Genomic DNA, 12119 nt, shown 5'->3' with positions numbered 1-12119 from the left:
GATCCCGAGCATGGGTCGATGGGAGCCGAACGCGCGCGGCCGTCTCGCGGAGGCGGCGCTGGAGCTCTACGTCGAGCGCGGCTACGAGCAGACCACGGTGGCGGAGATCGCCACGCGGGCCGGGCTGACCGAGCGCACGTTCTTCCGGCACTTCGCCGACAAACGCGAGGTGCTGTTCTCCGGCTCGGACGCGCTGCGGGAGCACCTCGTGAACTCGGTCGCCGGCGCCCCTGACTCCGCGGCGCCGATCGACGCGGTAGCGGCGGCCTTGGAGAGTGTCGGCGTCCTGTTCCGGGAAGGCCGCGAGCGCTCCTTGCGGCGGCAGGCCGTCATCACCGCCAACGCCGAGCTGCGGGAGCGCGAACTGATCAAGCTCGCGTCGCTGTCCGCGGCCGTCGCCGACGCGCTGCGTCGGCGCGGCGTCGCGGATCCGGCCGCGAGCCTGGCCGCCGAGGCCGGGGTCGCCGTGTTCAAGGTCGCGTTCGAGCGCTGGGCCGACGGCCCCGGCGAGCCTGACCTGTCACAGCTCATCCGGGAGTCGTTCGACGAGCTGAAGGCCGTGACCGCGGGCAGGTGACCGTCTCGGCCGATCACGGCCGATCACGGCCGATCACGGCCGATCACGGCCGATCACGGCCGGTCGCGGCCGGTCGCGGAGCGGCGACGGGAGACGACCGGTCGCCGGCCCGGCGGGGCGCCGGAGCCCGATCTCCGACAGGCAAAGACCTTTCGGGGCCGGCCCGCCATTCCGGAAGGTCCCGGCGAATCCCTTTTCTCCCGCCCGATATCGGCTCTAGTATCCGGGACATGACCGCAGTTCCGCTCGCTCCGCCGCGGGCGGTTCCGGGGGACCCGCCGTCCGCCCGTACGGCAGCCGGCGGCAAGGAGGTCTCATGACCAGGCGGTTCACCGCCACCCAGGCCTGTGGCGAGGTGTACGCCCTCGCCGAGGGGCCCGTGTGGGACCCCCTCAGGGAACGCCTGCTGTGGGTGGACATCGACGCGGGCGCGGTGCACGAGGGACGGCTCGACCCCGTGACCGGCGCCGTCACCGCCACCACCGCGCACACCTTCGGCGGCACCGTGGGCGCGGTCGCGGTCTCGGCCGACGGCGAGTTCGTCGTCGCCGAGCGCGAGGTCCTCACCCGGGTCGACACCGCCGGCCGCCGCACCGAGATCGCCCGGGTGCTGCCCCCCGGCGTACGGAGCAGGCTCAACGACGGCGCCGTGGACCCGGCCGGGCGTTTCCTGATCGGCAGCATGGCGCTGGACGACCGGGAGGGCCAGGAGGTCCTGGCCCGGCTCGACGGCACCACCTGCGTCCGCATCGACGAGGACCTGACCCTTTCCAACGGCCTGGCCTGGAGTCCCGCCGGCGACCGCCTGTACAGCATCGACAGCACTCCGCACGTGGTGTGGGAGCGCGACTACGACGCCGCCACCGGGCGGACCGGGCCGCGGCGGGAGCTGTTCAGGCTCGCCGACGGCATGCCCGACGGGATGTGCGCCGACTCCGAGGGCAACCTGTGGATCGCCGTCTTCGGCGGCGGCAGGGTCGAGTGCCGCGACCCCGGCGGGCACCTGCTCGCCGTCGTCGAGGTCGGCGCGCCCAACGTCACCTGCCCCGCCTTCGCGGGACCGGATCTCGACGTCCTCGTCATCACCACCTCGACCAACGAGCTGTCGGCTCGCGACCTGGCCGAACACCCGGGATCGGGTCACCTGTTCACCGCCGAAGTGGGCGTCCGCGGCGTGGCGACGCCCTATTGGGCGCCATCGCGCCCATGAGCTCCGCTCACTCCCGAGGAGAAACAGTCGTGCCCGTCGTTCCCGTCGTTCCCGTCTCGCGGTAGGGCGGGCGGGTGCGCGCATTGGTCATCACCGGCCCCGGCAGGGCCGAGGCCGGGGACGTCGAGCCGCCGGTCGCCGCGCCCGGGCAGGTGGTCGTGGACGTCGAACGGGTCGGCGTCTGCGGCACCGACGTGGAGCTGTTCACCGGCGAGATGAGCTACCTGCACTCCGGTCACGCCTGGTACCCGCTGCGCCCCGGCCACGAGTGGTGCGGCGTCGTCACGGCGCTCGGCGAGGGCGTCGACCCCGGCTGGCTGGGCCGCCGCGTCACCGCCGACACACAGCTCGGCTGCCGCCGCTGCCGCCTGTGCGGCGACGGCCTCCACCACGTCTGCCCCGACCGGGCCGAGATCGGCATCCGCAAGGGCTTTCCCGGGGCGCTGGCCGAGCGGCTGGCCGTACCGGCGTGGGCCCTGCACGCGCTGCCGGAGACGATCGACGCGACGATGGGCGCGCTCGTCGAACCCGGCGGCAACGCCCTGCGCGCGGTGCGCGGCGCCGCCGCAGGCCCCGGCGACCGGCTGCTGGTCCTGGGCACGGGCACGATCGGCCTGCTCGTCGCGCTGCTCGCGCGGGCGCGCGGCGCCGAGGTGCACCTGCTGGGCCGCGACGAGCCCACACTGCGGCTGGCCCGCGACCTCGGCTTCACCGGCGTCTGGACCCGCGCGTCACTGCCGTCCCTGCCGTGGAACGCCGTGGTCGACGCGTCCAACGCGGCGGACCTCCCGGCGCTCGCGATCGACCTGGTCAGGCCCGGTGGCCGGGTAGTCTATATCGGTCTCGCGGGGTCCCCCAGCCGCATCGACACCCGCGACCTCGCGTTCCGGGACGTCACCGCCGTGGGCGTGCTCAGTGGCTCGGCCGGTCTGGCCGGGACCATCGAGGCGTACGCGGACGGATCGGTCGACGCCCGCCCGCTCGTGGCCGCCACCGTGGGCCTGGACGACGCCGCCGGCGTGCTGGCGGGGCGCCGCCCGGCCGGTGCGGGCCCGGGCCCGAAGATCCACATTGATCCCCGGCGATAGAGGGGGCGCATCGGCGCCTCCGGACGGAAGCGTTGAGATCATGAGCCTTATCCACGCCGAACCGCGACGGCCCGGGCCGTCCGACCCCGCTGTGCTCGCGGCGGTGGAGGCCGCCGTCCCGGGGATCACCCGTGCGCGGGCCAGTGACCGGCTCGGCATGGCGCACGACGCCTCGCATTACCTGCTGACTCCGCAGGCCGTCGTGGTGCCGGAAAGCGCCGCGCAGGTGGCGGCGCTGATGCGGACGGGGCTGCCGCTGACCTTCAGGTCCGGCGGCACCAGCCTGAGCGGGCAGGGCGTGAGCGAGCACCTGCTCGTCGACACCCGCAGGCACTTCAGGGGCATCGAGGTACTCGACGGCGGCGCCCGGGTCCGGGTGCAGCCCGGGGCCGTGCTGCGTCAGGTCAACGCCCGGCTCGCCGCGTACGGCCGCAAGCTGGGTCCCGACCCGGCCAGTGAGTCGGCGTGCACGATCGGCGGGGTCGTGGCCAACAACTCCAGCGGCATGACCTGCGGCACTCACGCCAACACCTACCAGACGCTGGAGTCGATGGTCCTCGTGCTGCCCAGCGGGACCGTCGTCGACACCGGCGCGCCGGACGCCGACGCGCGCCTGCGCGCCCTCGAACCCGCCCTGGCCGAGGGCCTGGAACGGCTGCGTGACCGGATTCGCGGCAACCCCGGCTCCGTGCGCCGGATCAAGGCGCAGTTCTCCCTCAAGAACACCATGGGCTACGGCCTCAACAGCTTCCTCGACCACGACTCGCCCGCGCAGATCCTCGCCCACCTCGTCGTGGGCAGCGAGGGCACCCTCGGCTTCGTCGCCGAGGCCGTCGTGCGGACGGTGCCGGCGCACCGCCTCGCCGCGACCGGCCTGGTGGTCTTCCCGACACTGCGGGAGGCGATGGCGGCCGTGCCGGAGATCGTCGCCGCGGCGCCCGCCGCCGTCGAACTGCTCGACGCGGAATCGCTGCGGGTGGCCGGGACCGACCCGTACGCCGACGACGTCCTGCGCACCCTGGAGGTGCGCGACCACGCGGCGCTGCTGGTGGAGTGGCAGGAGTCCGGCCCCGAACCGCTCGCCGCCCGCGAGCGGGAGGCCGGACGGGTTTTCGCCCGCCTTAACCTCGCCGCCCCGGCGCGGCTGAGCGGGGACACGGCCGGCCGGGCGGCCCTGTGGCGCATCCGCAAGAACCTGTACGCCGCGGTCGCGGGCGCCCGGCCCAGCGGCACGACGGCCCTGCTGGAGGACGTGGCCGTCCCGGTGCCCGCCCTGGCCGATCTCTGCGACGACCTGGCGGAGCTGTTCGCGAAGCACAGGTACGAACGCAGCGTGATCTTCGGCCACGCCAAGGACGGCAACCTGCACTTCATGCTGAACGAGCGTTTCGGCACCGGCCTCGGCCGCTACGCCGAGTTCACCGAGGAGATGGTCGACGCCGTGCTCGACCGCGGCGGCACGCTCAAGGCGGAGCACGGCACCGGACGGGTCATGGCCCCCTTCGTGCGCCGCCAGTACGGCGACGAGCTCTACGAGGTCATGCGGGAGGTCAAGCGGCTGTGCGACCCCACGGGCACCCTCAACCCCGGGGTCGTGCTCACCGACGACCCGCGGGCGCACCTGCGCGACCTGAAGACGGTGGTCAGCGTCGAGCCGGAGGTCGACCGGTGCGTGGAGTGCGGCTACTGCGAGCCGGTGTGCCCGAGCCGCGACCTCACCACCACCCCCCGCCAGCGGATCGTGCTGCGCCGCGAGATCGCCGCGGCCCGGGCGGCGGGCGACGACGCGCTCGCACGGCGGTTGGAGGAGGAGTACGGCTACGACGCCGTCGACACCTGCGCCGTGGACGGCATGTGCGCCACCGCCTGCCCCGTGCTGATCAACACCGGCGACCTCACCAAGCGCCTGCGCGCCGAGCGTCACGGGCGTGCGGCGCGAGCGGGGTGGAAGACCGCCGCCAGGCACTGGGACGCGGTCACCCGTGCCATGGACCTCGCGATGGACGCCGCCGCCGCGGCCCCGGCCGGGCTCGTCGAGGGGGCGAGCCGGGCGGCCCGCGCGGCCGGCGACCCCGACACGGTCCCCCAGTGGAGCCGCGACCTGCCGCGCGGCGGCACCCCCCGGCGCGCGGCGCCGCACGACGAGGCCGACGCGGTCTACGTGCCGTCGTGCCTGAACACCATGTTCGCTCCCGCCGGCGGCGGACCCGGGGTGATGTCCGCGGTGTGGCGGCTCGCCGAGCGGGCCGGCCTGCGGCTGCACGTGCCGGAGGGCGTCGGGAGCCTGTGCTGCGGCACGCCGTGGTCCTCCAAGGGCTTCGGCGAGGGATACGAGGTGATGCGCCGCCGGGTGCGGGAGACGCTCCTGACGGCGACCGACGGCGGCCGGCTTCCGGTGATCAGCGACGCCGCCTCCTGTACGGAAGGCTTCGAACGGCTCGCAGCCGCGGGCGTGCCCGGGCCGCCCGCCACGGACGTGAACAAGGCGCCCGGCGCGGGCGTGGCTGACGCACCCGGCGCGGGCGGGTATGAGCCCCCCGGCGCGGGCGTGGCTGAGGCGCCCGGCGCGGGAGGCGTGGGGAGTGCGCCCGGCGCGGCGTCCCCCGTCGTGCGGGTGCTCGACGCCGTGACCTTCGTGGCCGAGCACGTCCTGCCGAGGCTGCCCGCACCGCCAGAAGGCCGCAGGCTGGCCTCGCTCGCCCTGCATCCGACCTGCTCCTCGGTCCGCCTCGGCCTCGACGCCGCCATCGCGGCGATCGCCGAGGCGGTCGCCGAGAAGGTCGTCGTCCCCGACGGCTGGCAGTGCTGCGCGTTCGCCGGCGACCGGGGCATGCTGCACCCGGAGCTGACGGCCTCCGCCACCCGCGCCGAAGCCGCGTCGGTGGCCGGCGGCGGTTTCGCCGCGCACGCGTCGGTCAACCGCACGTGCGAGATCGGCATGACCCGCGCCACCGGGAAGACCTATCACCACCTGCTCGAACTGCTCGACCAGGTCACCGCCTGACGCCGTCACCGCCCTGAGGGACGCCGCGGCTGACCTGCGGGATGTCGACGGCCCACTGGACGCGTGCGCGCGAAGGGGGTCGCCCCGGCGAAGGCCAGGGCCTGCGGACTGGGGTGGGGCGACCCGACCGCGGCAGTGCCGGTCGGCTCCGGCAGGACGCCGTGCTCGCTCGTACGGCCCCGGTCGCCGGTTCCACCCGCCGGGCGAGTATCGTCGCAGGCCGGACGGCACGGACCGACACGGACAGGAGTCGCCGATGAAGTTCATGAAGGCACGGGAGGTGCCGGGCCGCGTCGCCACGGGCGCCTACATCCTGCACTCCGGTGTGGAGAAGTGGAACGGCGGCGACGAGCAGGCCGCCGGTCTCCACGGCATGGCCGTCGGCGCCTTCCCGTTTCTGAAGTCCGTCCCGCCCCGCCGTTTCCTCAAGCTGCTGTCCGCTGCCGAGATCGCGACAGGTGTGGCGCTCCTGGCGCCGTTCGTGCCGGCCGCGGTCGCCGGGGCCGCGCTCACCGGGTTCTCCGGCAGCCTGGTCGCGCTCTACCTGCGGACGCCCGCGCTGCACAAGCCCCGCAGCATCTGGCCGAGCCAGGCCGGCATCGGCGTCAGCAAGGACATGTGGCTGCTGGGCGTCGGGCTCGGGCTGCTCGCCGACGCCGCGAGCCGGCGGCGCGACTGACCCGCGAGGTCCTCACGCGTAGTCAACCGCCCCGGCTCGTCCCGGCGCGACTACGAAAGGTCCGCCGGGCGGGCGCGGAGGATGCGGGACAGCAGGGCCGTCATCTGCTCGCGCTCGGCGGCGCCGAGACAGGCGAACCACTCCCGCTCCCTGACGGCCTGATCGGCGAAGGCCTCGCGCACGGCCGCCTCCCCCGCCTCGGTCAGCGCGATCACCACCGCACGGCCGTCCTCCGGCACCCGGCTGCGCTCGACCAGGCCGCCGCGTTCCAGGGTGTTGACGGCGTTGGTCACCGCGGACCGCGACATGGCGGAGATCTCGGCCAGCCGGACGGGCTGGGTGGGACCGAGCAACCAGAGCTTGAACATCAGCCGGAATCCGGGCAGCGTCAGGCCGCGCGGGCGGTGGACGCGGGTCTCCAGGTCGGTCACCAGCAGGTAGGCGAGCTGCAGCAGGTGATAGGCCAGCGCGAACGCCTCGGCGTCGGCCGGAGGCGACATGGCCGTCAGCCGCTCGCGCGCGTACGCGGCGTACCGCAGATCCGGCGGCAGGGAGGCGGCGCCCGGGGCCGGGTCCGATCGCCCACCGGGGGCCTCCCCACGCCCGGCACGACGCTCCGCGCTGTCGCCGCGGCCGTCCCCGCCGAGGTCAGGCCGGATGTCGCTATCCCTGTTCACCGGTCAAGTCTTGCGCAGTCACAGGGGCGTCGTGAATATTGTTACGGTCATAACAACCCTCTCTCTTTTCCGGAGGCGCGCGTGCGCATCGTCATCGCCGGAGCGGGCATCGGCGGGCTGACCGCCGCGCTCAGCCTGCACGCGGCCGGCTTCGAAGACGTGACCGTGCACGAGGCCGCCCCCGAGATCCGGCCGCTGGGCGTCGGGATCAACCTCCTCCCCCACGCCGTACGGGAGCTGACCGAGCTGGGGCTGGCCGACCGGCTGGCGGAGATCGGCGTGGCCACGGCCGAGCTGGCCTACTTCAACCGGTATGGCACGCCGATCTGGTCCGAGCCCCGGGGGGTGGCCGCCGGCTACGCCTGGCCGCAGTACTCCGTCCATCGCGGGACGCTGCAGATGCTCCTGCTGGAGGCGGTGACCGAGCGGCTGGGCCCGGACGCCGTACGGAGCGGGAGCAGGATCACCGGTCCCGGCGACGAGGACATGCTGATCGGCGCGGACGGCATCCACTCGGCCGTGCGCGCCCATCTCTACCCCGGCGAGGGCCCGCCGCCGTGGAACGGCCTGGTCCTGTGGCGGGGCGTCACCTACGGCGAGCCGTTCCTGACCGGCCGATCCATGATCATGGCCGGGGACGGCACGCAGAAGTTCGTCGCCTATCCAATCGAGACCGGTGAGCGCACGCTGATCAACTGGATCGCGGAGCGGCCGCTGGACGGCGAGGCCCCGGACCGGGGGAACTGGAACCGCCCGGCCGACCTGGCCGAGATCGGCAGGCACTTCGCCGACTGGCGCTTCGACTGGCTCGACGTGCCGGGGATCATCGCCGGGGCCGAGACCGCGTACGAGTACCCGATGGTCGACCGCGATCCCCTGCCCCGCTGGACCTTCGACGGCGTCACACTGCTCGGCGACGCGGCGCACGCCATGTATCCGATCGGCTCCAACGGCGCCTCCCAGGCGATCATCGACGCCCGGGTGCTGGCGTACGCCCTCGCCCGCGGCGACCTCGCGGCGTACGAGGAGATGCGCCGCCCGGCCACGACGGCGCTGCAGCTGTCCAACCGGGAGATGGGCCCGGAGGTCGTCATGAAGCTCGCCCACGAGCGCGCGCCCGGCGGGTTCGACGACATCGAGCAGGTCATCCCCCACGCGGAACGGGCGGAGATCGCCGCCTCCTACAAGCGCACAGCGGGCTTCGATCCCGCCTCGCTCAGCGAACGCCCCTCCTGGAGCATCGATCGGAGCGCCGTCTCGTGAACCTGGAACCGCTCGCCACCTTCCACGTGGAGCTCGACCCCGTCCTCGATCTCGGCGACTCGCAGTGGGGCCACCGCCGCGTGATCAACATCGTCGGCGGCACGTTCGACGGCCCTCGCATGTCGGGCACCGTGCTGCCCGGCGGGGCCGACTGGCAGGTCGTGCACGCCGACGGCATGATCAGCGTCGACACCCGTTACACGCTGCGCACCCACGACGGCGCGCACGTCTACATCACCACCAGCGGCGTGCGGCACGGCTCCCCCGAGGTGCTCGGCCGCCTCGCACGGGGCGAGGACGTGGACCCGTCGGAGTACTACTTCCGCCTGCACTGCCGCTTCGAGACGGGCGACGACCGGTATCTGTGGCTCAACCGCACCCTCGCCGTGGCCTCGGCCGCCCGCAAGGCCACCGTCGTAAGCTACGACGCCTACGCCCTGACCTGACCCGACCCGACCCGACCCGACCCGAGGAGCCTCATGCCGAAGCTCGACCGCTCGCCGCTCCAGGTCACCGTCGAGCACGACGCTCCGATGCCGATGCGGGACGGCACCGTCCTGCGCGGCACCGTCCACCGTCCGGCGGAGGGTGGTCCCTTCCCCACCCTGCTCGTGCGCACGCCGTACGGCGAGGACTCGTTCCGGACGGAGCCGGTGACGCCCGCACTGCGGGCCGGGTTCGCAATGGTGCTCCAGCACTGCCGTGGGCGCGGGAGCAGCGACGGCGAGTTCCGGCCGTGGGCGGACGAGGGCGCCGACGGCCACGACACGATCGCCTGGATCACCTCGCAGCCGTGGTCGAACGGCGAGGTCGTGATGAGCGGCATGTCCTACCTCGCCGGGTGCGCGCTGCAGGCGGCGGCGACGCGCCCGCCCGGGCTGAAGGCCGTGGTCGCCGCGATGACGCCGCACGACTTCCACGACGGCCTCAAGTATCACGGCGGGGCCTTCGCGCTGGGATCGGCCCTGAACTGGGGCGCCTTCCAAACGATGCTCGGGCTGCTGCACGCCGCCGAGGCGGGCGAGGACACCGGCGAGGGGCTCGCCACGGTTCTTCCCGTTCTCGGCGACCAGGACGCCGCGGCGCGGACCCTGCCGGTGGGCGACATCCCGGGGATCCCCTGGTGGCGCGACTGGACCTCGCACGTGGAGCGCGACGCCTACTGGGAGGACCTGGCCGAGACCCTGCGGCACGACCGCGTCGAGGTGCCGGTCATGCACGTGGCGGGCTGGTTCGACCTGTTCCTCGGCGGGACGCTGGAGAACCATCGTCGTCTGGGCGGCCCTCTGGTGATCGGTCCCTGGTCCCATCTCGCACCGGGCGCCGCGGGCACCGGGCGGCTGTTCTTCGGGAGCGCCGCCTCCGCGCAGGCGATCCAGCTGGAGCAGCGGGAGCTCGCGTTCCTGAAGGGCGAGGACACCGGCCCCGCCGTGAAGATCTTCGTGATGGGGGACGACGTCTGGCGGGACGAGGAAGCCTGGCCGCTGGGGCGCGCGGTCGAGACCCCTTACTTTCTGCACACCGGCGGCCTGCTCTCCCCCGAGCCGCCCTCCGTGCGGGAGCCGGCGACCTTCACCTTCGACCCGCGCGACCCGGCGCCCACGGCCGGCGGGCCGACTCTGCTGCCCGACCTCACCAATGTCGGCCCGCAGGACCAGCGCGACGTGGAGCGGCGGCCCGACGTGCTCTGCTACTCGACCGACGTCCTCGCCGCCGACGTCGAGGTGACGGGCCCGGTGACGGTGGCCCTGCACGCGGAGACCTCGGCCGCCTCGACCGACTGGACGGCCAAGCTGGTCGACGTGTATCCGGACGGACGGGCGATGAGCGTGATCGACGGCATCGTGCGCGTTCTCGAGCCCTCCGGGACGTTCCTCATCGATCTGGTCGCCACCAGCCAGGTCTTCAAGGCCGGCCACCGCATCCGGGTGGAGATCTCCAGCTCCAACTTCCCGCGCTTCGACCGCAACCCCGGCACCGGCCGTCCCCACGCGACCGAGGCCGACCTGGTCGTCCAGCACCAGAAGGTCTTCCCCGACTCGTACATCACACTGCCGATCGTCCCCCGCTGACGCGGTCGCCGGTCCTCCCCGGAGTCGGCCTCCCGGCCGTCCCTCCAGTAGTGGCGGGCGACCCCGTCATCCGTCCGGTAGGAGATGCACGCCTCGGCCACGTCCGGCCGCTGGAAGGTCCGTTCCGCCGGGCCGACCGCTCACCAGCGGACGGCAGGAACGAGCTGGGCTTGCCGTGCCACGAGACCGGACCAGCCCGCTCCTGGGTGATGAGCGGACGGGAGCTCACCTGCGGGTCGCCCTTACCTGCTGCTGACGTTGTGAGCAACATCGACAGGCTTCCCACGTACGGCAGATAGATTGGTCGGTATGACCGCTCAGCCTCTGGAATCTTCTGGACGTCATGATCCCGGCGAGGACCCGGCCGCGATCTTCGAGGCGCTTCCGCCGTCGCACCGTGGCCAGTTCCGGGCGGAGTACGAGGAGGCATTGGACGCCGCCCACGACTTGGCCCGCTTCAAGCAGGTGCAGACGCTGCTGCGTCAGTGGCGACTGCGAGCAATCGCTTACGCTCGCCCGGGTTACGAGGAGGCCGTCCAGGACGCGCTCCAGCAGCGAGCCGAGATGTTCGCTCGCTACACCCCTCCGGAGTGGGAAGGCCGGGTGTGAGCTACAAGTTCGACGGTTTCCATGGACGCGCCCTATATGAGCTGAACGGTCTCCCCCAGGAAGTACGAGATGGCGCACTGCTGGAACGGCTCATCGAACTTCTCCGCGATCCATGGGACGCAGTCGCGGAGCGTCCCGGACAGTCGGTGGTGAGACAGGCCTTCTTCGGAAACGACGGCCAGGGGATGATTACGTTCATCCTCGATGAGGCCACCCAGTCATTGCGGATCATCGACATCCTCTGGATCGGCTGACCTCGGGCGCCGCCCCCCAGGCCAGCGCCGAGGCCGTCACCTGCGGACGAATGGATCGGGCACCGATCAGCTTGGACTCTGCCCCGCCCACTCACCATGCGCTGAGATGGTCCTTGCCCCTGACCGCCCCAGCCGCAGGCTGCTTCCTCATGATCGTCGGTCGCTCCTCGCAAAGTCAGCCAGCTCGGTGCCGGGCGGAATGGTCCACCCCCACTCGCGCTCGGCCGGGGTCCATACGTCAAACAGGTGCGGATAGGGATTGGTGAGGCCGAGTTCGGCCGGAGGTGCGGGTAGTTCCACCGCCAACCGCGGCACCCGGTTCCAGTATCTGAACGAGAGGAACCTCCACTGGCCTGGCATCGCGGACGGAGCTCACCAGGAAGATGCTGTTCACCGCCGCTCGGGTGCAGGCCGGGCATCCGGACTGCGTGGCGACTCGCAGCCTGTGGCCCCTGGTCAGGAACCGGTTGCCCGGCCTGGAGGACGAGTGGAAGACGGGCGGCGTCGAGAGCAACACACCCCGAGCTCGCCCTCGACTGCAAGAGCGGCGGGCTGATCAAGTCGCAGGGCCGCTGGTAGCTCACGCCGCTCGGCCGGATCGCCCTTCAGGAGCACCCTGACGCGCCGTCGTTCACAGCAGCCGCTCACACCGGCTACCAGTACTGGGACCAAGTGCGGATGGTGGC

At 72.9% G+C, this 12119-nt stretch carries 11 protein-coding genes; 10 read left to right on the top strand and 1 reads right to left on the bottom strand.

The features are described 5' to 3' along the window. Positions 1-10 precede the first annotated feature (10 nt). The 5 genes from ACQPZZ_RS18295 (at position 11) to ACQPZZ_RS18275 (ending at position 6558) form a co-directional block, all read left to right on the top strand. Positions 11-577: a TetR/AcrR family transcriptional regulator gene (locus ACQPZZ_RS18295; RefSeq protein ID WP_432933582.1), complete on the top strand. Its 567-nt coding sequence runs from the start codon at positions 11-13 to the stop codon at positions 575-577. 316 nt (positions 578-893) lie between these two features. Further along, positions 894-1787 carry an SMP-30/gluconolactonase/LRE family protein gene (locus ACQPZZ_RS18290; RefSeq protein ID WP_432933580.1) on the top strand — a complete coding sequence of 298 codons (894 nt, stop codon included), beginning with the start codon at positions 894-896 and terminating at the stop codon, positions 1785-1787. A 74-nt stretch (positions 1788-1861) separates the two neighbouring features. Further along, the gene (locus ACQPZZ_RS18285) at positions 1862-2875 is read left to right on the top strand and encodes a zinc-dependent alcohol dehydrogenase (protein WP_432933578.1); all 1014 of its coding nucleotides are present in this window, start codon (positions 1862-1864) and stop codon (positions 2873-2875) included. A 40-nt stretch (positions 2876-2915) separates the two neighbouring features. Next, positions 2916-5879 (top strand): FAD-binding and (Fe-S)-binding domain-containing protein, encoded by a 2964-nt coding sequence (locus tag ACQPZZ_RS18280; RefSeq protein ID WP_432933576.1) that lies wholly within the window; start codon positions 2916-2918, stop codon positions 5877-5879. A gap of 256 nt (positions 5880-6135) precedes the next feature. Then, positions 6136-6558: a hypothetical protein gene (locus tag ACQPZZ_RS18275; RefSeq protein WP_363637362.1), complete on the top strand. Its 423-nt coding sequence runs from the start codon at positions 6136-6138 to the stop codon at positions 6556-6558. Positions 6559-6608: 50 nt separating this feature from the next. Here ACQPZZ_RS18275 and ACQPZZ_RS18270 read toward each other — a convergent pair whose 3' ends face one another. Then, on the bottom strand, positions 6609-7235 hold the full coding sequence (locus ACQPZZ_RS18270; protein WP_432933573.1) for a MarR family winged helix-turn-helix transcriptional regulator: 627 nt from the start codon (positions 7233-7235) through the stop codon (positions 6609-6611). An 81-nt stretch (positions 7236-7316) separates the two neighbouring features. On the opposite strand from ACQPZZ_RS18270, the gene ACQPZZ_RS18265 reads away from it, so the two are divergent. The 5 genes from ACQPZZ_RS18265 to ACQPZZ_RS18245 all read left to right on the top strand — a co-directional run bounded on the left by ACQPZZ_RS18265 (position 7317) and on the right by ACQPZZ_RS18245 (position 11433). Then, positions 7317-8498 (top strand): flavin-dependent oxidoreductase, encoded by a 1182-nt coding sequence (locus tag ACQPZZ_RS18265; protein ID WP_432933571.1) that lies wholly within the window; start codon positions 7317-7319, stop codon positions 8496-8498. Continuing rightward, complete coding sequence (locus tag ACQPZZ_RS18260) at positions 8495-8944, top strand: DUF3237 domain-containing protein (protein ID WP_432933569.1); 450 nt, start codon at positions 8495-8497, stop codon at positions 8942-8944. Before ACQPZZ_RS18265 ends, ACQPZZ_RS18260 begins: the two co-directional genes overlap by 4 nt. A gap of 33 nt (positions 8945-8977) precedes the next feature. Next, on the top strand, positions 8978-10570 hold the full coding sequence (locus tag ACQPZZ_RS18255) for a CocE/NonD family hydrolase (protein WP_432933567.1): 1593 nt from the start codon (positions 8978-8980) through the stop codon (positions 10568-10570). 309 nt (positions 10571-10879) lie between these two features. Next, complete coding sequence (locus tag ACQPZZ_RS18250; RefSeq protein WP_432933565.1) at positions 10880-11179, top strand: DUF6247 family protein; 300 nt, start codon at positions 10880-10882, stop codon at positions 11177-11179. After that, positions 11176-11433 carry a hypothetical protein gene (locus tag ACQPZZ_RS18245; RefSeq protein ID WP_432933563.1) on the top strand — a complete coding sequence of 86 codons (258 nt, stop codon included), beginning with the start codon at positions 11176-11178 and terminating at the stop codon, positions 11431-11433. Before ACQPZZ_RS18250 ends, ACQPZZ_RS18245 begins: the two co-directional genes overlap by 4 nt. The last annotated feature ends 686 nt before the right edge of the window (positions 11434-12119 follow it).

The sequence above is a fragment of the Microbispora sp. CA-135349 genome, from assembly GCF_050947365.1.
Classification (GTDB): Bacteria; Actinomycetota; Actinomycetes; order Streptosporangiales; family Streptosporangiaceae; genus Microbispora.
This window is presented reverse-complemented; position numbering and strand designations above follow the sequence as displayed.

What these genes read in the sequence shown, in the direction of transcription:
- ACQPZZ_RS18295 (WP_432933582.1), top strand. Translation starts at nt 11, where the DNA reads ATGGGTCGATGGGAGCCGAACGCGCGCGGCCGTCTCGCGGAGGCGGCG.
- ACQPZZ_RS18290 (WP_432933580.1), top strand. Translation starts at nt 894, where the DNA reads ATGACCAGGCGGTTCACCGCCACCCAGGCCTGTGGCGAGGTGTACGCC.
- ACQPZZ_RS18280 (WP_432933576.1), top strand. Translation starts at nt 2,916, where the DNA reads ATGAGCCTTATCCACGCCGAACCGCGACGGCCCGGGCCGTCCGACCCC.
- ACQPZZ_RS18275 (WP_363637362.1), top strand. Translation starts at nt 6,136, where the DNA reads ATGAAGTTCATGAAGGCACGGGAGGTGCCGGGCCGCGTCGCCACGGGC.
- ACQPZZ_RS18255 (WP_432933567.1), top strand. Translation starts at nt 8,978, where the DNA reads ATGCCGAAGCTCGACCGCTCGCCGCTCCAGGTCACCGTCGAGCACGAC.
- ACQPZZ_RS18250 (WP_432933565.1), top strand. Translation starts at nt 10,880, where the DNA reads ATGACCGCTCAGCCTCTGGAATCTTCTGGACGTCATGATCCCGGCGAG.